The sequence below is a fragment of the Pseudoalteromonas sp. BSi20480 genome (assembly GCF_000241365.1).
Lineage (GTDB): Bacteria > Pseudomonadota > Gammaproteobacteria > Enterobacterales > Alteromonadaceae > Pseudoalteromonas > Pseudoalteromonas marina.
On record NZ_BADX01000134.1, the window covers coordinates 18,831 to 42,438 of the forward strand.

The window sequence follows — 23,608 nt, forward strand, 5'->3', positions numbered from 1 at the left end:
CAAATTTAAGGTAATTAATCACTGTGACTCACTCTTCCCATAATTCAGTACTGGTATTACGCGCTCAGCAAATTAGTGAATCTCGTCGCGAATTTAATGCCCGTGGCGCTAAGTTAGCACGTTGTGAGCAATGCTTAATTGCAAAGCACTACTGTATTTGTGAAGGCGTAGAGAAAGCGCAGTGCGATGCTGCAGTGTGTTTATTGATGTACCATAACGAAAGTTTTAAACCTTCAAATACGGGGCGTTTAATTGCCGAAATTATACCCGATAACCATGCTTTTAAATGGGATAGAACTAATCCAGATGATGCGCTAATAGCGCTTATTAATGATGAGCAATATCAGCCAATGGTTATTTTTCCTGCTGAGGATGTAGAAGAGGGGCGAGCTATTACGCAAGTAAATATTGAGCCTAACAAAAAGCCGCTATTCATATTTTTAGATGGTACATGGCGTGAAGCGAAAAAAATGATTCGTAAAAGCCCATATTTAGATAACTTGCCCGTATTGTCTATTACAGCTGATAAGTTATCAGATTACCGCTTACGAGTTGCGCCTCATGCGCATCAATTAGGCACAGCTGAAGTAGGTATTTTAGTGCTAGCACTCGCGGGTGAAATGGATGCAGCTAAAAAGCTTGAGGATCACTTTATAAAGTTTCGGGATGCGTATCTTATGGGAAAACGAAATAAAGGCAGACCAGAGTCTCTTTAATACCGATTGTATTGAGTGGTAGTATTAAATTTAGGTCAAAGAAAAGCGCGCTCTATCTCTAGGCGCGCTTGCGGAATCTTCTAATTTTCTGCATCCTGCAATTGAACTTAATCAACTCCAATTTTTACTGTTCCATGTTTATTGCTATATTACTTTTTAGTTCTATGCAATATAAGCCAATCCGGGCTTATCTCCTTTATTCCTATACGTCCTGTTGCGGTAAAACCTATTACCAAATCCTTCATTTGCACGTCCTAGTGCTTCCGTGTTGTTATCAGTCCATTGTGTTGCCTGTTAAGGCCTGTCCTTTATATTCCTTCAACTTCCTGTTAAGCAACACTCCAATGTTGCACTCCTTTGTGCATCTTCCTGATGCTGTCCGTTTATTAACACTCCGTTGCGATACTCATCCTGAGCCTGTCCTAACTCCGTGTTATCCTTCATAACGAGTCACTGGTTTGCGAGTAATTGATCCCTGTCCTTTTACTCGTTAAGCGTCATTGCTTAGTTGATGAGGTAATTATAGGTGAATGGTCCAACTAAAGTAGGGCAAAAACCCTAAATAGTTTATGTATTATTATTGTTAAATACTATATAGGTATTAAATATCAATGGCTTATGTTGTTTTTGCTAGGTATTTAATCGGCGTTTTACTTATAAGCTGCCACTTCCGTGAGATATCTCTTACAGGGTATTTCTGTTTTGGACGCTTTTTTAGTATTTATGGGTATTTAGGGTGTGCACTTTTTAACTGTTCACGGTAGAATTATTGATAATAATTACTATTTAGGTGGAATAATGAAGAAAACACTCGCTATCGCTTTAGGGTTTATCGTATCGGCGCCAGCCTTTGCAAATGATGTTGTTAATATTTACTCTTTTCGCCAACCTTTTTTAATACAACCTATTTTAGACGATTTTACAAAACAAACCGGTATCAAAACAAATGTTGTGTTTGCTAAAAAAGGCTTAATCGAGCGTGTAAAACGCGAAGGTAAACATAGTAAAGCTGATTTAGTTCTTACTTCTAATTTTAGTGCACTCATTCAATTGGAAGATTTAAACTTAACTCAAACAATTAATAGTACTAATGTAAATGCTAACGTACCTTCTGCTTTTCGAGATGGAGATGGCCAATGGGTCGCGCTAACAAAACGCGTGCGAAATGTATATTCGTCCAAAGATCGTTTGGGCGCATTACCAAAGCTCACTTACGAAGAACTAGCCGATCCAAAGTATAAAGGGCAAATTTGTACTCGTTCAGGTAAACATCCGTATAACTTAGGGTTAGTTGCTTCAATGATTGCTCATCACGGTGAAGCGCAAACTAAAACATGGCTTGAAGGCGTCAAGGCTAATTTAGCACGTAAACCACAAGGCAATGACCGTGCTCAAGTTAAAGCCGTTAAAGAGGGGCTATGTAATCTTGCGTTAGGCAATAGTTACTACTTAGGTAAAATGTTGCAAGACGAAGAACAAAAAACATGGGCTGAGACGGTACACATTAATTTTCCTAATCAAATTAATCGTGGTTCACATATTAATGTTTCGGGGGCCGTTATTACTAAATATGCTAAAAACCCTGAAAATGCCTTGAAACTCATAGAGTATATGACCGACAATAAAGCGCAAAACATGTATGCATCGCTTAATATGGAATACCCAGTTAAGCCTGGTGTGCAATTATCCAGTTTGGTTGCATCATGGGGCAGCTTTAAAGAAGATAGCTTGCCACTTGATGAGATCAGTAAATATCGTCCGTTAGCGCTTAAGTTAATTGATGAGGTGAAGTTCGATCTTTAATGACTTATAAATTTAAGCTGTCTAAATGGCAGCTATTCGCGTGGTCGACAGGTTTAGTTTTGTCGGCCCCGTTGTTCTTCCTTCTTTTTGAATCGCTACAAGGCAACTCAGAGGTTTTTACTCACCTTTGGGACACTGTGCTTTGGGATTACATTTCTAATACTGTACTACTTATATTGGGTGTGTGTGCACTCAGTAGTGTTATCGCGTTGCCACTTGGTTGGCTAACTGCTTATTGTAACTTTCCCGGTAAAAAACATTTTGAATGGGCGCTCATGCTGCCCCTTGCTATGCCTACTTACATTATTGCCTACGTGTATACTGATTTACTTGATTACGCAGGACCCGTGCAAATAACTCTAAGGGAGTGGTTTGGCTGGCAATCTCCCAGTGACTATTGGTTTTTTGATATACGTACCCTGCCGGGCGCAATAGTCATGATTGCCTTGGTGCTTTACCCATACTTATTTTTAATTTTTAAAACGGCTTTGAGAGAGCAGTCTTTTAAATTGGTACAGGCAAGTCAATTAATGGGACTTTCCCCAACTAAAAGTTTTTTTAAAGTGAGTCTTGTATTATCTCGTGGTTCTATTGTTGCGGCCCTTGCGCTTATTAGTATGGAAACAATGGCCGATTTTGCAACAGTAAGTTATTTTGCTGTTAGCACGCTCACAACCGCGGTATACGATACATGGTTTGGTTATTACTCCTTGACTGCTGCTGCAAAAATATCAGGTGTCATGCTGTTACTTCTATTTTTAGCGCTTATGGCAGAGCGCTTTAGTCGTCGTAATCAAGCTGTATTTGAACGCCAATCGGGCGTAAATAGTGAAGCACTTTATATTTTAAAGGGAAAGTCGGCTTGGTTAGCAACGGCATTTTGTGGCACGGTTTTACTTGTATCTTTTGTGATCCCGATTGCAGTACTACTTAATTACGCCATTACCTACTTTGAAAAAGCATGGAGTGCTGAGTTTTTTAATTATGCGTGGCAAAGCCTAAAAGTGGCAGGCGTTGTGAGCGTAATAACAATTGCATTAGGTGTTTTTGTTGTTTTTTATCAGCGTATAGCAACACAGTCTTACCCTCTCGTTCCTGGGCGACTAGCGAGTACGGGCTATGCACTGCCTGGCACCGTATTAGCAATTGCCGTTTTATTACCTTTAACACTGTTAGAAAGTAGTATTAATAATGTATTAGAGCCTTATAATTTAGACATAGGTCTGTTACTAACAGGCAGTGTGTTTACTATTGTGATTGCTTATGTCGTTCGGTTTTATGCCATTGCTCACGGAGCGATAGAGTCGAGCTTTGTGCGTATTAGTCCATCACTTGATATGGCAAGCCAGTCTATGGGTAAAAGCCAAGGCCAAACATTGCGTTTAGTGCACCTACCTTTATTAAGAAGAGGCTTACTGACAGCTGCCTTACTCGTTTTTATTGAATGCATGAAAGAACTTCCTGCTGCGTTATTACTCAGACCATTTAACTTTGAAAGTCTAGCAACGCATGTTTTTCAGTACGTGAGTGATGAGCAGTTAGAGCTGGCTTCTATATCTGCTTTATCTATTGTTATTGTTGGATTTATCCCCTTGTATTTTATTAATCGTTCTATGGAGCAACACACTTAAATGAGTAGTTTAATTTTGCAAGGTGTCAGCTATCACTATAACGGTACAAAGGTGATCGAAAACTTAGACTTAACCGTGGGTAAAGATGAGATTGTATGCTTGCTTGGTGCCAGTGGCTGCGGTAAAACCACCACATTAAAAGCCATTGCAGGCTTAGTTGAGGCCAAGCACGGAAGTGTATTTATAGATGGCAAGCTGGTAAGTGATGGGTCAACATTTATTGCACCAGAGCACCGAAATATAGGTATGATGTTTCAAGATTACGCGTTGTTTCCTCATCTAAGCGTAGCAAATAACATTGCGTTTGGGTTAGGTAAAATGAGCCAATCCGAAAAACAACAGCGTGTGGATGAAATGCTTCAGTTAGTGCATTTGTCTGGTTGCGCAGATAGATTTCCTCACCAGCTTTCTGGTGGGCAGCAGCAACGCGTTGCGATTGCCCGTGCGTTGGCTTATAAACCAAGTTTACTACTTCTTGATGAGCCGTTTTCAAATATAGATACCCAAGTTCGTTTTGAATTAATTGCAGATATTCGCCGTATTATTAAGGCGCAACAAGTATCAGCGGTATTTGTTACCCATTCAAAAGAAGAGGCTTTTGCTTTTTCTGATACGCTTGCCATTATGGATCGCGGTAGTATTGCCCAACAAGGCACGCCAGAGCAGCTTTTTGCTGCTCCTAGGTCAAAGGTGGTTGCAGAGTTTCTAGGTCAAGGCATATACTTATCCGCAGAAGCATTAACGGCTACTGAATATAAAACACCTTTTGGCACCGTTGAGTCAGATATGCAAACGAGCTGCTATCCATGTAGTGGTGAGTTATATGTGCGACCTCACCAAATTGAACTTGTGCAAGAGTGTCAAAGTGACAAACTCAGTAAACGGGCTACAATATTAAGTCGTCGCTTTATTGGCTCTGCGTATGTTTATAAAGTTGTTATAGCCGAACAAACGCTTGAAGTTGAAGCGCAATATGGCCAATCATTTGAAATCAATGAGCAGGTTATAATAAAAATAAACCCCACACAGTGAATTTTTTTGAATCATAATTAATGTCATTCACTGTGTTTATATCTGTAAAACTGAGGAATAACAATGGCGCAAGCGCAATCTGGGATTTGTGCTGAAGCAAACCTGCATGGTTTGCATTTATTTTTTAATGTGTTTGATGGTCAAGACGAATCATTGCGCGCTAAATTAAAACAAGTAAGCGCAATCGAAGAAGAGTTTAATGATCAGTTTTCAGAGTCGATGTTGTCGTGCGTTGTTGCCATTGGCGCCCAATATTGGCCTCATATTCTTCCTGAGTATATTCCTAGTGAGTTGCAAAGCTTTCCTAATATAAATCATCCAGATCACCAAATGAGTGTTCAGCCGTGCGACTTGTTTGTGCAGGTGCGTTCAGACAGAGAAGACGTAAACCACTTATTTGCATTGCAAGTTTTAAAGCTTTTTGCACCTGATGTAGAGCTGGTGGAGCAAATACGTAACTTTCGTTTTTTAGATGGCCGAGATTTTAATGGTTTTATTTATGGTGGTGATATGCCACATGGAAGAAAAAAGCGTTCAACTGCTTTAATTAATAAACCTGGTTGTTTTGAAGATCAGGGAAGTTATATTCATGTTCAGCGCTATAAACACGACTTAACTGTTTGGCAGCACTTATCGCTCAGTGAGCAAGAGCAAATTATGGGCCGTACACGACTTGATAATACGCTTATAACCCCAGCATTAAATACCAGTCATGCCACGCGTAGTGAGTTAAAAGATGAAGAGGGGCAACCCCTTTTGTTGAATCAAAGCATGCCTTATGGCGATGTTTATGAGCAAGGTATGTTATGCATAAGCTGCGCAAGTACTGGTACTGCATTTGAGGCTGTATTAAATAGCCGTTTAGGAGAGGGGGAGTGTTACGATCATTGGCTTGATTTTACTCAAGCCGATATGGGGTCAGCTTTTTTTGCCCCCTCAGTTGGGTTTTTAAAGCAAATTTAAACCGTATCAAACAAAATACGTACACGTTCAAGTGTGACATCTATTTCAGAAATTTTTGCTGGAGCAATAAATATAGTATCGTCTCCGGCAATAGTACCTAATACACCATCGGCCTTTCCTAACGAGTCAAGTAAGCGGGCAATAAGCTGCGCAGCGCCTGGGCTGGTGCGAATAATGATCATCATTTCATTATGCATAATATCAATGACTAACTGGCGTAATGGGCTTTTAGCTGTCGGCACTCCCATTTCAGCGGGTAGGCAGTAAACCATTTCTTGTTTAGCGTTGCGGGTTCGCACAGCACCAAACTTACTTAACATGCGTGACACTTTACTCTGGCTTATATTGTCAAAGCCTTGCTCTTTAAGCGCATCAACTATCTCGCCCTGAGAGCCAAAGTTTTCTTCTTTTAAAAGTGATTTAAACGCTTTTACCAATGCTTCTTGTTTATCTTGAGGTTGCATAGTCTTTATTCATTATTGTTATTTATGCTGTAAATACTACACAAAAATGAATAATTATGCAGCAGTTGTTTAGTCAACTTGACAGTTTGATGCGATAAACCACCAAAGTTTACAACTATGGTCGAAAATATCGCAAAATAGGCCCGATAAATTTGTTTTTAGGCGCTAATTTCATTATCTTAAGGGCCACAAGTATTTCCTACCTCAAATGACGGAGAATTCCAATGAAAGTTGCTGTATTAGGTGCTGCAGGCGGTATCGGTCAAGCATTGTCTTTACTATTAAAAACAGGCTTACCAGCTGGTTCTGAATTATCACTTTACGATGTTGCACCAGTTGTACCAGGTGTTGCTGTTGACCTATCACACATCCCAACTGATGTTAAAGTAGCAGGTTTTGGCGCAGACGATTTAAACAAAGCGCTTGACGGTGCTGATATTGTTTTAATCCCAGCGGGTATGCCACGTAAACCAGGTATGGATCGTGCAGATTTATTTAACGTAAATGCCGGTATCATTAAAACACTAGCTGAAGGCATTGTAGCTAGTTGTCCTAAAGCACTTGTGGGTATCATTACGAACCCAGTAAACGGCACAGTACCGATTGTTGCTGAAGTGTTCAAAAAAGCAGGCACATACGATGCAAGCCGTGTATTTGGTATTACTACGCTTGACGTGATTCGTTCAGAAGCATTTGTTGCTGAACTTAAAGGCGTAGACGTTGCTACAGTTAAAGTACCAGTAATTGGTGGTCACTCTGGCACAACTATTCTTCCTCTACTTTCTCAAGTGGAAGGCGTAACTTTCACTGAAGACGAAGTTGCAGCACTTACTCCACGTATCCAAAATGCAGGTACTGAAGTAGTAAACGCTAAAGCAGGTGGTGGTTCAGCTACATTATCAATGGGTGCTGCTGCAGCACGTTTTTGTATGTCTTTAGTTAAAGGCCTACAAGGTGAAGATGTTGTAGATTACGCATACGTTGCTGTTGAAGATGGGGATGCAGAGTATTTTGCACACCCAGTACGTTTAGGTAAAAACGGCGTTGAAGAAATTCTTTCTTACGGCGAGCTAAGCGCGTTTGAAGAAAAAGCGAAGAACGATATGCTTGAAACACTGAAAAAAGACATCAAAGAAGGTGTTGATTTCATGGCGTAATAGCCAGAATGAGCATTAAAAAAGCCTGCTATTTGCAGGCTTTTTTTGTTGCTCGAATGTTATTTACTCTTAATGTTGAATAAGAGGCTCGTTAAGGCTAGTGATCACGGTCAACGGCTATACGGGCTAAGCTTACCAATGCGTGCTTGTATTCAGATTCTGGTAGAAAATCTAAGCAAGCAATTGCTTTATCGGCTTCAAGCTCTGCTTTTTGCATTGTAAACTCAAGCGCATTGGTTTGTTTTAACGTAGATAAAATCTCTTCTAAATGTTCCATACCATTACTGTGCTCAATGGCATCACGAATTAACTGTGTTTGATGCGCATTACCGTGTTGCATTGCATATATAAGTGGTAGGGTAGGCTTACCTTCGGCTAGATCATCGCCTATATTTTTACCTAGCTGGTCTGCATCGGCGTTATAATCAAGCACATCGTCAACAAGTTGAAATGCCGTACCTAAGTGCATACCGTATAAGTTTAATGCATTGAGCGTGGCTTCATCATTGTTGGTAATAATAGCAGCAAGCCCGGTAGCAGCTTCAAACAGCTTAGCCGTTTTGGAGTAAATAACTTGCATGTAGCTGGCTTCGGTTGTGTCTGGATCGTTGCAATTCATAAGTTGCAGCACTTCACCTTCAGCAATGATATTGGTAGCATCGGCGAGTATTTGCATAATTTGCATTTTGCCTAAACCAACCATTAACTGGAATGAGCGCGTGTATATAAAGTCGCCAACTAATACGCTAGCAGCATTACCAAATTCAGCGTTAGCGGTCGGGGTGCCTCGGCGTAAGTTTGACTCATCAACAACGTCGTCGTGTAATAAGGTCGCGGTGTGAATAAACTCAACAATGGTCGCAAGTGTAATGTGGTCTTTACCAGTATAACCTAGCGCTTTGGCAGCTAAAATAGCCAACATAGGGCGAACGCGTTTGCCGCCGCTATTAACTATGTATAAACCAAGTTGGTTTACTAACGCCACCTCTGAGCGCATTTGCGCATGTATAAGTTGATTGACGTCATTCATATCGCTTTCTATTAACGCCTGGATAGCTTTTATATCCATTGATCTCCGAGCCAATTTTTATGTGTGAACGGCGCAGATTGTACAACAAAAAACGCACTAGCTCGATATTTTGTGACGATTGATTTAAAAACCTACCTAAAGTGCTTAATAAGTGCTTAATTCAATCACAAATGTGTTTAATTACTAGACGATGAAAGATGGTTTTTGAGTTTGAATAATGGTCGACGCAGGTTGTAATTTTATTAGTAGGGTTATTTTTGCAAAGAGTTAAAAAGCGCTTGGCAAAAGGCTTAATTAATATAAAATAGAGAAAATATTGAATTGCTCTCAAAGCAGCTACTTTTTATTCATTTTAATTACAAAATAGGCTTGCTAGTTATTTCGCGTTAGCGTAAACTTCGCGCCCTATCGAAGAATATTTTAGTTGCGCCGATTTGAGGGTGCACAGACGGAGTTAATTATGTACGCGGTTTTCCAAAGTGGTGGTAAACAGCATCGTGTGACTGAAGGTCAAACGATTCGTCTTGAAAAATTAGACGTTGAAACTGGTGCGGCAGTTGAATTTGATTCAGTGCTTTTAGTTGCTGATGGTGAGAAGATCGAGATCGGTGTACCGTTCGTAAACGGTGGTAAGATAACAGCTGAGGTTGTTTCACATGGTCGCGGTGAGAAAATTAAGGTTGTTAAATTTAGACGCCGTAAGCATTCTCGTAAGCAAATGGGCCACCGTCAATGGTTCACTGAAGTTAAAATCACTGGCATTAGCGCTTAATTAGAGGTACTTAGAAATGGCACATAAAAAAGCAGCTGGTAGTACTCGTAACGGTCGCGATTCAGAAAGCAAACGCCTAGGTGTTAAGCGTTTTGGTGGCGAATCAGTTCTAGCGGGTAGCATCATTGTTCGTCAGCGTGGAACACGTTTCCACCCTGGTACAAACGTAGGTATCGGTAAAGACCACACTATCTTTGCAAAAGCAGATGGTAAAGTTCAATTTGAACAAAAAGGTCCTTTAAACCGTAAATACGTAACTATCGTAACTGAGTAATCAGTAAGGTAGTTAAAAAACCCCGCCTTTGCGGGGTTTTTTGTTTTGAGACAAAAATATATACCAAAGCCAAGCCTGCAATCGGCTTGGCTTCGGTATATAATGTATAAATTAGCAAGCCAATCCCTAAAGTGAGTAATCATGAAGTTTGTAGATGAAGTAGAAATTCGCGCAGAGGCCGGAGACGGCGGAAGCGGTATCGTGTCTTTCCGACGTGAAAAATATGTCCCAGATGGTGGGCCTGACGGCGGTGACGGTGGAGACGGTGGTAGTGTTTATCTACAAGCTGATGAAAACTTAAATACCCTGATTGACTATCAGTTTGAGCGCTTTCACAGAGCTGAACGCGGTACAAACGGACGTAGCCGAAACTGTACAGGTAAAAAAGCAGACGACTTGTTTGTAATGGTCCCTGTGGGTACGCGTATAACCGATGTTGATACGCAAGAAGGGCTTGGTGATTTGACCCAACATGGTCAACGAATTTTGGTTGCAAAAGGTGGTTTCCACGGCTTGGGGAATGCACGTTTTAAATCAAGTACTAACCGAGCGCCTCGTCAAAAAACACTAGGTACACCCGGTGAAGTACGTAACTTAAAATTAGAGTTACTATTGCTAGCTGACGTAGGTTTACTAGGTTTGCCAAATGCTGGTAAATCGACCTTTATTCGCAGTGTGTCAGCAGCAAGACCAAAAGTAGCTGATTACCCATTTACAACGCTTATTCCTAATTTAGGTGTAGTGCGTCCGGAAGCTAACAAGTCATTTGTAATAGCTGATATACCTGGGTTGATTGAAGGTGCGTCTGATGGTGCCGGTTTAGGTATCCGCTTCTTAAAGCATTTAGAGCGTTGTCGTGTGTTATTGCACATTATTGACGTAATGCCTGTAGATGGATCAAACCCAGTCGATAATGCGTTTGCAATTATAAACGAACTGCATCAATACAGCCCTAAACTTGCAGAAAAGCCGCGTTGGTTAGTATTTAATAAAATAGATTTGTTACCTGAAGATGAAGCACAAGCACTATGCGATGCGATTGCACAAGAGCTAGGTGAGTCTGAAAATATTTATCAAATCTCAGCTATTAACAAGCTGCATACTCAACCGCTTATACACGATATTATGACATTGCTTGATAGCATGCCTAAAGAGAAGTTTGAGCAAGTTGAAGATGAAGAAATAGAATTTAAGTGGGATACCTACCATCAAAAAGCCACCAAAGGCGATGATGATTGGGATGACTGGGATGAAGATGATTACGATGTAGAAGTAGTCTACGAACGTTAATTTTCATTAAATATAAAAAGGAGCGTAGGCTCCTTTTTGTTTTTTAATAGTAAAGTATTAGGTATTTAATGTGATTATTTCAATGATTGCCGCTATGGCAAATAACCGTGTTATTGGTCTTGATAATAAAATGCCGTGGCATTTACCTGCAGATCTCCAACATTTTAAAGCCGTTACTACAGGCAAGCCTGTGATCATGGGTCGTAAAACTTTTGAGTCTATTGGCCGTCCTTTACCTGGTAGACGCAATATTATTATTACGCGCAACACTGAATATAAGGCCGAAGGTATTGAAACGGTAACAAGCCCAGAGGCCGCGCTGAGCTTGGTTTGTGATGTTGAAGAAGTGATGATTATTGGTGGTGGAAATGTTTATCAGCAGTTTTTAACACAAACTGAGCGCTTATATTTAACCTTTATTGATCTCGATGTTGAAGGCGATACACAGTTCCCTGATTACCAAGCTATTGCAAATTGGGAAGTGAAAGAAGAGCAATCTAAACAGCCAGACGAAAAAAATAAACATAGTTATAAATTCGTAACTTTATATAAATACTGCTAACATTATTGCGAAAGGTTAACTAGGTTGGTACAATATTAACCAGTTAACGTAGGAATAAAGTACCAAACAAGGGTCGACAATGTTTAAATTATCAAAGTTAGTTGTTATTTCTGCTATCGCTGCAGTTTCACTTTCGTACACAGCTCCAGTAAAAGCTGATGATCAACTAGCAATATCTATTTGCGAGTATATCGCAGCAGATGATAAAAACCGTTTACGTAGTAAGTTAAAAAGCTCTCGTGTAAAAATTCGTAACATATATGATTCTATTCAATGTAACGGTAATAACTTATTGCGTCATGCTGTTGCCAGCAATGCTGTAGATGCAGGTGAGTATATTGTTAAAAACTTATCTAAAAGTTCATTGTCAGACGGTGCCGACATAGCCTGGGCTGAAGGCAATCACGCAGGTTCTGCGCTTATTCCTGTAATTAAAGACCGTGCTGGTTTGTAATTATTAGTAATTTAAAAAAAGCCGCGATTATCGCGGCTTTTTTGTTGCTGGAAAAATAATTGACTATTTAGAGGCCGATATTACTGAGTAATATCGGCCTCTATCTGTCAGAGTACCCTGATCAGCTTTTATCATGTTTATTTATGAATGTCTCAGTTCACTCACTTATAAATGCTTCACCTTCAATCATCCATTTAGCTGCAGGCTGACCTTTTAGGTAATGATCGAAGTACTGCATCATACGGACTGAAAAATCGACCTGATTTGGGAATTTTTTAAGGTGATGCGGTTCACCTTCATACTGTAAAAAAGTGGCATCTTTGCCTGCACGACGAAGTGCTAAATAATACTGTACGCCTTCGTGCCAAGGCACCGCATCATCTTTGTCTCCAAACATGATTAAAATTGGCGTATTGACCTTGTCAGCAAAAAATACGGGTGAGTTTTCAATATATAACTCTGGTGCCTCAAATAAGTTTTTACCTATGCGGCTTTGTCCTGTTTCGTATTGAAACTGGCGAGCAAGGCCTGACTTTAAGCGTATGCCACTGTATGCGCTGGTCATGTTAGATACCGGCGCGCCTGATACAACCGCTTTAAACATATCTGTTTGGGTGATCATAAATGCACTTTGGTACCCGGCCCATGAGTGACCTTGCAAGCCAATTTTGTTTGGATCGGCAATACCAAGATCTATTAACTTTTGGGTGGCGTTGATCATGGTTTGCGTTGACGATTTGCCCGGGTGACCTATTTCAAAACGAATATCAGGTAAAAAGATGGCGTAGCCATTTGATGTAAACATTGGGAAATTAGGGCGATGATTTAACTCCATTTTAGGAAAATCAAACATACGCTGGCTCATGTAACGATAAAAATAAACGACAACAGGCACTTTATCGCCTTTTTTGTAACCGTCAGGTTTTATTAAAACACCTTGCAAGTCTTCACCATCAAAGCCTTTGTAGCTAATCAGTTCAGGTTTTTCACCCCAAGCAAAATTTGCGGTTTGAGGGTTCAAATCAGTTACTTTTTGTGTGCTTAAAAAGCTTAAGTCGGTTTGATAGAAATCTGGGAACTGATGATAACTCTGTTCCGTAAATAGGTATTTATCTGCTTTCTTGGCCTTTTTAACAATATCAAAACGTTTATCACCACTGAGTACTTCAGTAATGGTCGTGTTTTCTAAATCAAGCTTTGCAATCCCCCGTTGCTTTGTTTGAAGGTCAACAGCAGTAACTAGCAGTGTTTCATCTTGTTTAAAGCCTACCTGGTTTCTATCAAGATTAATGACGCGATACTGTGTATTAGTCTGCTTTCCATTTGTTAAGCGTTTAGCTTGATTGGTGTTTACATTAAACGCCCAAATATCATATTTGCTATAAGCAAGTACTTGGCTGCTATCGCTCATCCAGCCTGCAAAACCATAGCCTGGTTGATCTGATGGGTAGTCGTGTTTGTCGTCGGCAAAAGTTGCTTTTATGGCTTTTGTAACCGGAGTAACTTTATTGTTAGCTAATTCTTTTAGTTGTATTTGGTTGTCAGCAAAGTAAGCTGCAAATAAGCCATTAGGAGAAAGAGAAGGTCTAAAAGGGCTGTTAGTCACAATAGGAGTTTGCTTGCCTGTATTAATGTTTACAGCGTAGTAATCTGCAAAAAAGCCGCCATACATTATTTTTTCTAAATAGGGAGTATTTGACGAGCCCAGTAAGGAAGTATCGCGTTCTGTATTAAGAGCAACACTAGGCATTGCAGGGGTACTTAGTTGAACCACTTTTTGTGAATTTACATGGTATACGGCTTCGTAGTGACGGTGCTTATTAACCGCGTTCCATTGCTGTTTTTCTCGTGGTTTTATTTCTGGGTCTTTATTATGCCAAACATCCAAGCCTTTTTGCTCGCGAATAGTGGCAATGTCATAGAGTGAGGTTTCATCTACGAATTCTTTGGCTTTTACTTTCGCTGCAAGTTTTGGTCGGTTTTCAAAGTATAAGCGTTCGCCGTTTTCTGACCAGCTTAGTTTTGCGGTTTTGCCTATAGTCCACTCTTTGTTTGTAGATTCAATAGTTGAAAGTGTTTCGTTTTTCCATAATTGTAGTGAGTGGTTTCGACGGCGGGTATCTTCGTTTACATAATTACCCAATGTAAATGCTACGGTTGCTTCGATTGGGTGCCATGCTATTTTATTAGCAATAACACCGGGTTCATCAATTAGCACTTCACTTTTAAAAGATGTTAGTGTGATTAGCTTTATTTGGTTGTCGTTACCATCAGGGTAACTTTGGCTTAGTAAAAGCTGATCATTGGTAGCACTTATACTGTAACTAAAAACGTTATCAATAGTTTCACTTTGTTGGTTTTTTAAATTAACAATAACGAGCGAGTAAACCTTGTCTTTTTTGTCAGGTGAAATGGCGCTGCTGTCTTCCTCTTTACTCTCATTTTTGGTATTTTTTTCTACATTATCAGTTTTATCTGCTTTTTTATCTAAGCGATACGCAAGCCATACCCCGTCGTTTGATAATACGTAGTCTTCTACATTCTCAAAACTTTTTTGCTCACCTGTTTCAGTATTCACTAGCACTAAGTTATTTTTAAGCGTGTTTTTTTTCTTGGTGGTTTCTTTTTCGAGTAATGTGGGTACTTGTGTAAATGCAGTCCAGTTGGCTGCTTTGTTTATAAACGGCTTGGTGCCGCGGTCCACTTCGCTGATTAAACTATTTGAGGTTAAAGAGTAAACCTGACCTGCAGCATTGCCGCGGTATGGCGTGGCACTTAAAGATAAAATACGTCCATCTTCAGATAGTTGTGTGCCTTTGGCTGATTTAAAGTTAAATACATCTGTGAATTCTAATGCCTCTTTTGCATTAGGCGCGGTGCTGACTAAGCCAGTAATAAGTGCGCTACTTAGTAGGGTGAGCTTTGTTTTCATTATTGAATCTCGTTTTTTAACATTATTTTATTGTAACGAGTTTGACTAATATTTCGACCAGATAGGATAGAAGGCAGGTGGTGGCGATAAGTAACAGGTATAAACGATAAAACGACCATTTGGTCGTTTTATTTAAAAATTAATTCAGCGGGTATAATTATGTTAGAGCCAAATTTTTTGCAATTCAGGCCATTGTTTTTCAAATTGGACGCTTGGCTTAGTTTTAAAGTCACTGCGCACAAATTGATTCATTTTTCCTTCAACATAGGCAAGTAAAAAGTTAGCCAGTGTAAGCTCATCGCTTTGGAAGTTTTTTCCTTCACGAAGCTTGCGTTCTCTAAGTACTTGTTTAAGTTGGGTTTCTAATTTTTCAAAAAAGCTTTGAACGCGTTCACGTAAGCGCTCTTGTTCACCTTGCAGCGCATCACCGGTTAAAATACGGGTAATACCAGGGTTTTTTCGGCAAATGTTAAAAGTAAAAGTAAAATATTATAAACACGGGTTTGGCTTTCTTTTTCGTTTTCTAAAATAAGGTTGATGCGCGATAAAAGAGTGTCTTCAATAAACTCGATTAAGCCTTCAAACATACGCGCTTTGCTAGGAAAGTGACGATACAGGGCCGCTTCAGATACACCAACCTCAGCAGCTAGTTTAGCTGTGGTGATTCGTTGACCAGGGCTTGTTTCTAACATTTGTGCGAGTGCTTGCAGTATTTGCTCTTTGCGATTACTTCTTTTTGTCGCAGGCATGAACATTCCTTTTTTATTAGTTATTCTTGGCTGGGGTTAATCATTTTTTGTTCAAATGAAAAGCATATGTTAATGTTTTATTCAGTTTGTTTCCAGCCTTTTATAGATGTTTAGCCAGCTGTTCGATCACTTTTAAAGCAATTGTACTTTTACTGCTAACGGGCAATTCTAACTGTTTATTTTGCCAATACAGAGTCAACGCGTTTTGATCAGAATTAAACCCTAAACCACTTTGCGATACATCGTTTGCGCATATCATATCTAGGTTTTTATTAACTAATTTACCTTTAGCATAACTCTCAACGTTTTGCGTTTCAGCGGCAAAACCCACAGTGTAAGGGCGGTTTTTTTCTATATTAGCAACCGCTGCAATGACATCTGGGTTTTTAACTAACGTTAGTGTTAGCTCGTCGCCTTGCTTTTTCATTTTTTGAGTTGCTACTTCGCCAGCTCTGTAATCGGCAACAGCTGCGCAGCCAATAAACGCATCCGACTGCGGTGCATATACTAGTGCTTCATTTAATAGTTGCTCTGCGCTTTCTATATTTATTAGATTTGCACCAATAGGGGCTTTGATAGTTACAGGGCCAGAAATTAAATTAACGTTAGCACCGAGTAACAACGCGGCTTCTGCAAGTGCGTAACCCATTTTTCCAGAGCTATGGTTTGATATAAACCTAACAGGGTCAAGCGGCTCACGGGTTGGGCCTGCAGTGATAGTAATTGTTTTACCAGCTAAAATTTGAGGAGGTTGCTTTTCAAGACATAACGCTACAAGCTCATGTGGTTCAAGCATACGTCCTGAGCCAACATCACCACACGCTTGCTCTCCTTTACCCGGGCCCCAAATAAGAACGTTACGCGCTTTTAAAGTGGCTAGGTTTGCTTGCGTTGCAGCATGTGCATACATTTGCTGGTTCATAGCTGGAGCTACCGCAACTTTTGCTGGGGTCGCAAGCAGTAAAGTCGTCAGTAAGTCGTCTGCAATGCCGGTCGCCATTTTTGCAATGATATTACATGTTGCAGGAGCGACTAAAATAAGATCAGCCCACTTGGCAAACTCAATGTGTCCCATCGCGGCTTCAGCGGCAGGGTCGAGCAATGAATCCGATACTATCTCGCCGCTAACGGCTTGCATTGTGAGTGGCGTAATAAAATGCTTAGCTGACTCAGTCATGACAACTTTTACTTCACAACCATGCTCTTTTAATCGTCTTACGAGCTCAGCGCATTTATAGGCTGCAATTCCACCGCTAATACCCAGTACAATTTTTTTGTTTGTTAACGTCATCATGGTTGTCTGTCAATCTTATTAAATATGGCGCCTAAAATAACAAATCTTTACTCGTTCAGCTAAGTTTTTAATTTAAAATTACAAGCTAAATTTTTATTTTGCATTACATTTATAAGACACATGAGTTATTCAAGGATGAAAAAATGCAACTAACTTCACTGCCCAATGCTCAACGCCCACGTGAAAAGCTTATCGAAAAAGGCGCTAAAGCGCTAAGTGATGCAGAGCTCCTTGCCATATTTTTACGTACCGGGTTGCCGGGGATGAACGTAATAGAGTTGGCTCAGCACTTACTGAACGAAAATAAAACATTACATAACTTGTTTAATGCCAGCATGGACGAATTTTGTTCGCAAAAAGGATTGGGAACGGCGAAGTATGTTCAATTACAAGCGGTACTTGAATTAAGTCAGCGTTATATGCAGGAGCGCTGCCAACGAGATGCCGTGTTTAACTCCCCTAATTCAGTATACGATTACCTAACCATTCAAATGCGGGGTCTACAGCAAGAGGTATTTATGGTGCTTTATCTTGATAGTCAAAACCGCTTAGTAAAAGATGAGATTCTTTTTTACGGCACAATAAATGCCGCAAGTGTGTATCCGCGGGAGGTTGTTAAAGCAGCACTTAAAAATAATGCAGCGGCTGTTATCTTTGCTCATAACCATCCAAGTGGGATTGCTGAACCAAGCCAAGCAGATAAGCTTATTACCAATAAATTGCAGCAAGCACTGCAATTAGTAGACATAAATGTGCTTGACCATATCATTGTGGGAGGTGAAACGTGTGTTTCGTTTGCCGAGCGTGGCCTTATTTAACTCTCTTTGATATAGAAATGTGCTAAAAATGAGCGGTTTAATACATTTTAGCAAATTAGTTTAATTTAAATGCAGTTTTTACTTTCCCTAAGGGCATTCGATCTTTATAATTGGCCGCTATCAAATTTACATATGAGCTGGTTGGATAGATCAGTATTTGATCTTTGCCTGTAAAAGCTGTATAAAGAGCGCCCTTCGATTTATCTAGGGCAGAAATACACGGCCTTAGATTAAATTAAGCTCGAGCGAAGTTATTGGAGATATATAGACATGTCTAAAGTATGTCAAGTTACAGGTAAGCGTCCAGCGGTTGGTAACCACCGTTCACACGCGAGAAACGCGACTAGACGTCGTTTCCTACCTAACCTACAAACACACCGTTTTTGGGTTGAAAGTGAAAAACGTTTTGTAACATTACGCACTACTACTAAAGGTATGCGTATTATCGATAAAAAAGGCATCGACGCGGTTCTTACAGAAATCCGTGCTCGCGGCGAAAAAGTTTAAGGAACTGAATCATGCGCGATAAAATCCGTTTAGTTTCAACTGCCGGTACTGGTTTTTTCTACACTACTGACAAAAACAAACGTAACATGCCTGAAAAGATGGAAATCAAAAAGTTCGATCCTAAGGCTCGTAAACACGTGATTTTCAAAGAAGCTAAAATCAAGTAATTTTAGTTTTTTAGAATTTAAAAACCCAGCTTAGGCTGGGTTTTTTGTTTTCTGGTGATAAGTTAGTAATATATTTGAACTAATACGTATGTTCATTAGCAACTATACCCAACCAGTTTTAAGGAATAAAACCGATATTGTTCGTTTAATCTTTTTATAAAACAGGTATATAACGAAGCTTCCTCTAGTGATTGACGAGGCTTAGTTGTCTAAAAATAGCTCGTTAGTATTAAGCCTCATTAAACTAAAAAATTATCTTATTCACAAAAAAAGGCCAAACAGTCAGTTTGGCCTTTGCTATCCCAAAGATTATGAAATTACTATTATGGTTGGTATTGTCCGCTAATAGTTAAACCAGAGAAAGTTCTGTAAGCATTTACACTTAAATGCCATGTACCGGCTTGTGGATTATTAAAGGTACATGTTTCAGCATTACCATTTTTATATGGACGACAATCGTAGCTAGACGATGTTGGCTGACTACCAAACTTCACAAATAAATCAGCATCACCTGTACCACCAGAAGTAGTTACAGTAAATGTAGACATACCAGCAGGCACATCTAGTGTGTAGTGTTTCCACTGACCAGCACTGGCACTTACGTCACTAACAGTACCGCCACCTGCTTCAGGTGTGCCTGAACCGCCACCAGAAGATGCACCTGTGATATTACCTACCAAACTAACACCAGAGTAGGCAGAGTAACCACGAAGCATTACATGGTATGTACCTGCCGTTGGATTATCGATAGAACATTCTTCGCTGTTGCCGCCTTTGTACGGACGACAGTCGTAGCTTGATGTAGTTGGTTGGCTGCCAGCACGAACGTATAGATCGGCATCACCTGTACCACCGCTCATTGTAAACGTCACATTGGTTGCTCCGCTTGGTACGGTCATGGTGTAAAAATCTTGTGCGTTAGCACCACCGCTTAAGCCGGTTTTAGCTTCGCCATCAACAAGTTCACTATCACCTGTTGTGGGTGGTGTTGTACCGCCACTTGCTGCGGCAACAGCAGCTGCAGCATCAACAATACCTGTACCACAGTTGTTACATGTTGCAGGGAATGAGCGAGTAGACGATTTTAAAATACTCTCAATTTCATCAGGCGTAGCATTTGGTTTTGCTTGCTTGATAAGTGCAGCTACACCCGCTACGTGCGGAGCGGCCATAGATGTACCTTGAGAGAATGAATAGCTATCGGTTGATGGAGAAGACGATCCTGAGTTATACGTAGACAGAACACCTTCAGAATCGTTAGCAAAGCTTTGTGCACCACCGGGTGCAGCAACATCAATGTTACTACCGTAGTTTGAGTAATAAGCACGGCCACCATTTCGACCAACTGATGCTACATTAACAACACCGTTACAGTTACCTGGGTTGTAGTTTGCTGAGTTATCGTTATCGTTACCTGCTGCAATAACTACAACAGCGCCATTGTTGCGAGCTGTATTGATTGCATTTTGTGTTGTAGAACTACAAGAGCCACTTCCGCCTAAGCTCATGTTAATAACATCTGCTGGGTTAGGGTTTCCAGGGATGCCCGATACGTTACCGCCAGATGCCCAAATAATGCCGTCGGCAATATCAGACGTTAAACCACCACATTTACCAAGTACACGCACTGGAACTACTTTTGCGTCATAAGCAACACCGGCAACGCCTTCACCATTATTTGTAACGGCTGCAACAGTACCCGCAACGTGCGTACCATGCCAGCTAGACCCTTGCGCACCATTATTACCACATTCGCCGGCTGCTACTGCATCGCCCGGATCACGTGCATCGCTATCACGGCCGCCACCATCGTTAGCAACTGATAGGTTAGAAATCATATCGTAACCTGGCAAAATATTAGCGTTTAAATCGGCATGAGGGCGGTAACCTGTATCAAGAACAGCCACTACTACACCACTACCTGTTGCGGTGTCCCAAGCTGTTGGTAAGTTTAGACCGCCAGCTTGCTCATAGTAGTGCCACTGGTCGCCATAGCGCGGATCGTTAGGTGTCGCAAAAGGTTTTAACATTTGGTCAACTTCAATGTACTCAACGTTGCCTGAATCAACCATTTCTTGCATAAACTCTTGTGCTTCTGCTGCGCTAAGTTTTTTATCTGCTCGCATAACATGGTGGTTATTTAGTGCCATTGCGCGAATGTACTTTGCTTTAACTTTTCCTTTTTTAGAGGCAAAGTTTTTAACAAAGTTTTTTGCACGTGCTTTCATGTTTACAGGGCTTTCATCTGCAGTAGAGTAACTCAGTGCATCAACGTTGTTATTTTTATATTTAATGATGAATTGCGTTTCAAAGCCACTTTGATTTTGAAGTTTAGCTGTTGTATCAGCCACTGAAGGGCCAATTGGTTGTGCCGGATTGGCCATGCTTGATGCAGTAGCAAAAAGCGTACTAATGGTAAGTGCTATTGCACACTTATTAAATGTTTTACTTGTTGTCATAATTTTCCCTAGATTTTTTTATTAGTTATATCGTGATGAATTGTCACAATGCAGGTACAAAGGTAAATTATGTGTTAATAAAGTTAAAATACTAAATCATTATGTCCCTATTTCATTTAGTTATAACGAGTGTTTTAAAGGGGTTTGTCATTGTTTTGTATTTGTCATATAAAATAAAAATGATATAAAGGTACTGCTTTTTAATTTGTATTTTTAATACTTTTAAAAAGTAGAAAATATATTTGTTGTGTTATTTGTAATAATGAATTCTGTACATTGCTGGCGATTAAATTTTGCTATAATCGAGCAAATTGTTAAGTGAGATAAATAGATGACCCAGGTAGATGTAATTGTAATTGGCGCGGGAGCGGCTGGATTAATGTGTGCGGCGCAAGCTGGATACCGAGGCCGACGTGTTACAGTGCTAGACATGGGTAAAAAGCCGGGTCGTAAAATTTTAATTAGTGGTGGCGGGCGCTGTAATTTTACAAACGAAAACGCCGCACCAGAAAACTATTTATGCGGTAATCCACATTTTGTTAAATCATGTTTGAGCCGTTATACGCAACATGACTTTATCGAGCTGGTGGACCGCCACGGTTTGGCATACCATCATAAGACGTTAGGCCAGCTATTTTGCGATAACAGTGCGCAAGATATTGTTAATATACTTTTAACAGAATGCGAGTGGGCGGGTGTAAACATAGCCTTGCGCAGTGAAGTGATTAGTGTTCAAAAAACAGAGTCGGGTTATAGCGTTACCACAGAGCAAGAGACTTTGCATTGTGAGTCGTTAGTGGTTGCGTCGGGCGGGCTTACTATGCCCAAGCTTGGTGCTACACCTATTGGTTATAAAATTGCTGAGCAGTTTGGTTTAAACGTACTACCTACTATGGCCGCGCTTGTACCATTTACCCTTCACCAACACGACAAAGAGCGCTTTGAAGGGTTATCAGGCGTTAGCATACCGTGCGAAGTAACAAGTGAAGACGGCACCACATTTAAAGAAAATATATTATTTACGCACCGTGGTTTATCTGGCCCCGCTATATTACAAATAAGTTCATTTTGGCGTGCAGGGCAGGCTGTTACTATTAACCTACTTCCTGAGCTAGATTTAAAACAGCGGCTTGCAGACTGGCGAGAAACGCAACCTCAAAAATCACTAAAAAATAGCCTAACGACAATATTGCCAAAACGGTTCATTGAAATACTACATGAAAGCAATGCAATACCTGATTGCAATATTAATCAGCTTACCCATAGTCAAATTGAAGACCTTGCTAACTACATTCATGCGTGGCAAATAAAACCCAACGGAACCGAAGGTTATAGAACTGCAGAAGTAACCCTGGGTGGTGTAAATACTGACGAACTAAGCTCTAAAACGTTTGAAGCCAAAAAATCACAAGGCTTGTACTTTATAGGGGAAGTAACGGATGTAACCGGTTGGCTTGGAGGGTATAACTTTCAGTACGCTTGGAGCTGTGGATTTGCAGCCGGGCAATACGCGTAGTTATTTTATCCATTGTTAAATAGAGCACACTCATATTACACTTAAAACTTATGTGGCTAATATGAGTGTTCTAATGCTGAAGCATGTTTTAATTGTTTTTTACTTTTATATGTAAGCATGGGTGCAAAAGCCTCTGAAAACTTAAGTGATCATGAAGTGTTTTGTATGAAAACAGACCAAGATTGCTTAACCTACATTCAATCTCGCCTTTTAAATACACAAAAGAACTCCTCTAATTGGTATAAATTGAAAACTTACGAGTTTGACTATTATTTTGATTATCAAAAATTCGATAATCTTCATAGCGCATTAAGCCCCTTTGTTGACCAAGAAGAATTACCTGGCGCATTTAAAATACAAGTTTATTTTTATTATGCTAAATCGCTTAATTACTTGGGTGATAAGCAACAAGCGAAAGCCTATGCGGCAAAAGCATTTGCTCAACTTGATGAAATTTATAATGTATTTGGTGATCCTTTAAGGCTTGTAGAGCTGGCTAATTTACAGCACATATTTGGCGATAAAAAAAAGGCACTAAGGGTATTGCTTGATGCCGAAAAGCGTTATGCAAAAAGTAGTGATGCTATTTTTCACTTTGAGCTGCACATCAATAAAGGGCACATTTATTACAATTGGCAACAGTACCCTCAAGCGATAGAAAGTAATTTAAAAGCTTACAACGCTATAAAAAGAACAAAACACCATGCTAAAACTGTAATTGCGCTAGGTAACTTAGCTTTTTCATATTTTAAGCATAATGATTTTAATAACGCAGTAAAATATTATAAAACTGCGTTCGACTACATCGAACCGGATAGCATTTACCAAGCAACCTATAGTTTACGTTTAGCGCAATCGTATTGGGAGTTGGGTAACAAAACACAAGCGGCTTTGTGGTTAAATAAAATAGATAGAACTAATGTGGAATTCTCAAAAAGCCATGCAAAAGTTTATGATGAAATAAAAAGTAAAATCTAATGCTAGTTTGCTCTTTTTTAAAATTTAAAAAACAAAAAAG

20 protein-coding genes and 2 pseudogenes are annotated in these 23,608 nt (G+C 40.0%); 16 read left to right on the forward strand and 6 right to left on the reverse strand.

The window, feature by feature from the left end; genetic code table 11:
* Positions 1-23 precede the first annotated feature (23 nt).
* From P20480_RS05860 to P20480_RS05840, 5 genes and pseudogenes are all read left to right on the forward strand, one after another.
* Positions 24-716: a tRNA-uridine aminocarboxypropyltransferase gene (locus P20480_RS05860; RefSeq protein WP_008131110.1), complete on the forward strand. Its 693-nt coding sequence runs from the start codon at positions 24-26 to the stop codon at positions 714-716.
* 798 nt (positions 717-1,514) lie between these two features.
* Positions 1,515-2,519, forward strand: coding sequence for a Fe(3+) ABC transporter substrate-binding protein (locus P20480_RS05855; protein ID WP_008131112.1), 1,005 nt, complete (start codon positions 1,515-1,517; stop codon positions 2,517-2,519).
* Positions 2,519-4,150: an ABC transporter permease gene (locus P20480_RS05850; protein ID WP_008131115.1), complete on the forward strand. Its 1,632-nt coding sequence runs from the start codon at positions 2,519-2,521 to the stop codon at positions 4,148-4,150. Before P20480_RS05855 ends, P20480_RS05850 begins: the two co-directional genes overlap by 1 nt.
* Positions 4,151-5,199, forward strand: a pseudogene (locus P20480_RS05845) (ABC transporter ATP-binding protein). It abuts the gene before it with no gap.
* A gap of 46 nt (positions 5,200-5,245) precedes the next feature.
* A complete protein-coding gene (locus tag P20480_RS05840) occupies positions 5,246-6,145 on the forward strand; it encodes a Dyp-type peroxidase (protein ID WP_008131120.1) in 900 nt (299 codons plus the stop codon).
* On the opposite strand, the gene argR is transcribed toward P20480_RS05840, so the two are convergent.
* A complete protein-coding gene (gene argR, locus P20480_RS05835) occupies positions 6,142-6,609 on the reverse strand; it encodes a transcriptional regulator ArgR (RefSeq protein ID WP_006794541.1) in 468 nt (155 codons plus the stop codon). The genes P20480_RS05840 and argR overlap by 4 nt on opposite strands.
* 224 nt (positions 6,610-6,833) lie before the next feature.
* On the opposite strand from argR, the gene mdh reads away from it, so the two are divergent.
* Complete coding sequence (gene mdh, locus P20480_RS05830; RefSeq protein WP_006794540.1) at positions 6,834-7,766, forward strand: malate dehydrogenase; 933 nt, start codon at positions 6,834-6,836, stop codon at positions 7,764-7,766.
* Between the two features lie 97 nt (positions 7,767-7,863).
* Here the strand turns inward: mdh and ispB are convergent, their stop codons facing one another.
* Complete coding sequence (gene ispB, locus P20480_RS05825; protein WP_008131122.1) at positions 7,864-8,835, reverse strand: octaprenyl diphosphate synthase; 972 nt, start codon at positions 8,833-8,835, stop codon at positions 7,864-7,866.
* Positions 8,836-9,256: 421 nt separating this feature from the next.
* On the opposite strand from ispB, the gene rplU reads away from it, so the two are divergent.
* The 5 genes from rplU (at position 9,257) to P20480_RS05800 (ending at position 12,148) form a co-directional block, all read left to right on the forward strand.
* The gene (rplU, locus tag P20480_RS05820) at positions 9,257-9,568 is read left to right on the forward strand and encodes a 50S ribosomal protein L21 (RefSeq protein WP_006794538.1); all 312 of its coding nucleotides are present in this window, start codon (positions 9,257-9,259) and stop codon (positions 9,566-9,568) included.
* 16 nt (positions 9,569-9,584) lie between these two features.
* Complete coding sequence (rpmA, locus tag P20480_RS05815) at positions 9,585-9,842, forward strand: 50S ribosomal protein L27 (RefSeq protein ID WP_002957747.1); 258 nt, start codon at positions 9,585-9,587, stop codon at positions 9,840-9,842.
* A 141-nt stretch (positions 9,843-9,983) separates the two neighbouring features.
* Positions 9,984-11,132 carry an Obg family GTPase CgtA gene (gene cgtA / locus P20480_RS05810; RefSeq protein ID WP_008131130.1) on the forward strand — a complete coding sequence of 383 codons (1,149 nt, stop codon included), beginning with the start codon at positions 9,984-9,986 and terminating at the stop codon, positions 11,130-11,132.
* Positions 11,133-11,202: 70 nt separating this feature from the next.
* Complete coding sequence (gene folA / locus P20480_RS05805; RefSeq protein ID WP_008131131.1) at positions 11,203-11,694, forward strand: type 3 dihydrofolate reductase; 492 nt, start codon at positions 11,203-11,205, stop codon at positions 11,692-11,694.
* A gap of 79 nt (positions 11,695-11,773) precedes the next feature.
* Positions 11,774-12,148, forward strand: coding sequence for a DUF3718 domain-containing protein (locus P20480_RS05800; protein ID WP_008131132.1), 375 nt, complete (start codon positions 11,774-11,776; stop codon positions 12,146-12,148).
* Between the two features lie 157 nt (positions 12,149-12,305).
* On the opposite strand, the gene P20480_RS05795 is transcribed toward P20480_RS05800, so the two are convergent.
* The 3 genes and pseudogenes from P20480_RS05795 to coaBC all read right to left on the reverse strand — a co-directional run bounded on the left by P20480_RS05795 (position 12,306) and on the right by coaBC (position 17,123).
* Positions 12,306-15,080 carry a S9 family peptidase gene (locus tag P20480_RS05795; protein ID WP_008131133.1) on the reverse strand — a complete coding sequence of 925 codons (2,775 nt, stop codon included), beginning with the start codon at positions 15,078-15,080 and terminating at the stop codon, positions 12,306-12,308.
* Between the two features lie 162 nt (positions 15,081-15,242).
* Positions 15,243-15,829, reverse strand: a pseudogene (slmA, locus tag P20480_RS18425) (nucleoid occlusion factor SlmA).
* A 100-nt stretch (positions 15,830-15,929) separates the two neighbouring features.
* On the reverse strand, positions 15,930-17,123 hold the full coding sequence (gene coaBC / locus P20480_RS05790) for a bifunctional phosphopantothenoylcysteine decarboxylase/phosphopantothenate--cysteine ligase CoaBC (protein WP_008131136.1): 1,194 nt from the start codon (positions 17,121-17,123) through the stop codon (positions 15,930-15,932).
* A 143-nt stretch (positions 17,124-17,266) separates the two neighbouring features.
* Here coaBC and radC point away from each other — a divergent pair, with 143 nt between their 5' ends.
* From radC to rpmG, 3 genes are all read left to right on the forward strand, one after another.
* Entirely contained in the window at positions 17,267-17,941 is a 675-nt protein-coding gene (gene radC / locus P20480_RS05785) for a RadC family protein (protein WP_008131137.1), read from the forward strand.
* 270 nt (positions 17,942-18,211) lie between these two features.
* Positions 18,212-18,448: a 50S ribosomal protein L28 gene (gene rpmB, locus P20480_RS05780; RefSeq protein WP_006793236.1), complete on the forward strand. Its 237-nt coding sequence runs from the start codon at positions 18,212-18,214 to the stop codon at positions 18,446-18,448.
* Between the two features lie 11 nt (positions 18,449-18,459).
* Positions 18,460-18,615, forward strand: coding sequence for a 50S ribosomal protein L33 (gene rpmG / locus P20480_RS05775; protein WP_004587947.1), 156 nt, complete (start codon positions 18,460-18,462; stop codon positions 18,613-18,615).
* Between the two features lie 323 nt (positions 18,616-18,938).
* Here the strand turns inward: rpmG and P20480_RS05770 are convergent, their stop codons facing one another.
* On the reverse strand, positions 18,939-21,074 hold the full coding sequence (locus tag P20480_RS05770) for a S8 family peptidase (protein ID WP_008131140.1): 2,136 nt from the start codon (positions 21,072-21,074) through the stop codon (positions 18,939-18,941).
* Positions 21,075-21,405: 331 nt separating this feature from the next.
* Here P20480_RS05770 and P20480_RS05765 point away from each other — a divergent pair, with 331 nt between their 5' ends.
* Together P20480_RS05765 and P20480_RS05760 are read left to right on the forward strand one after the other, a co-directional pair.
* On the forward strand, positions 21,406-22,590 hold the full coding sequence (locus P20480_RS05765) for a BaiN/RdsA family NAD(P)/FAD-dependent oxidoreductase (protein ID WP_008131142.1): 1,185 nt from the start codon (positions 21,406-21,408) through the stop codon (positions 22,588-22,590).
* Between the two features lie 165 nt (positions 22,591-22,755).
* Entirely contained in the window at positions 22,756-23,568 is an 813-nt protein-coding gene (locus tag P20480_RS05760) for a tetratricopeptide repeat protein (protein WP_238530308.1), read from the forward strand.
* The last annotated feature ends 40 nt before the right edge of the window (positions 23,569-23,608 follow it).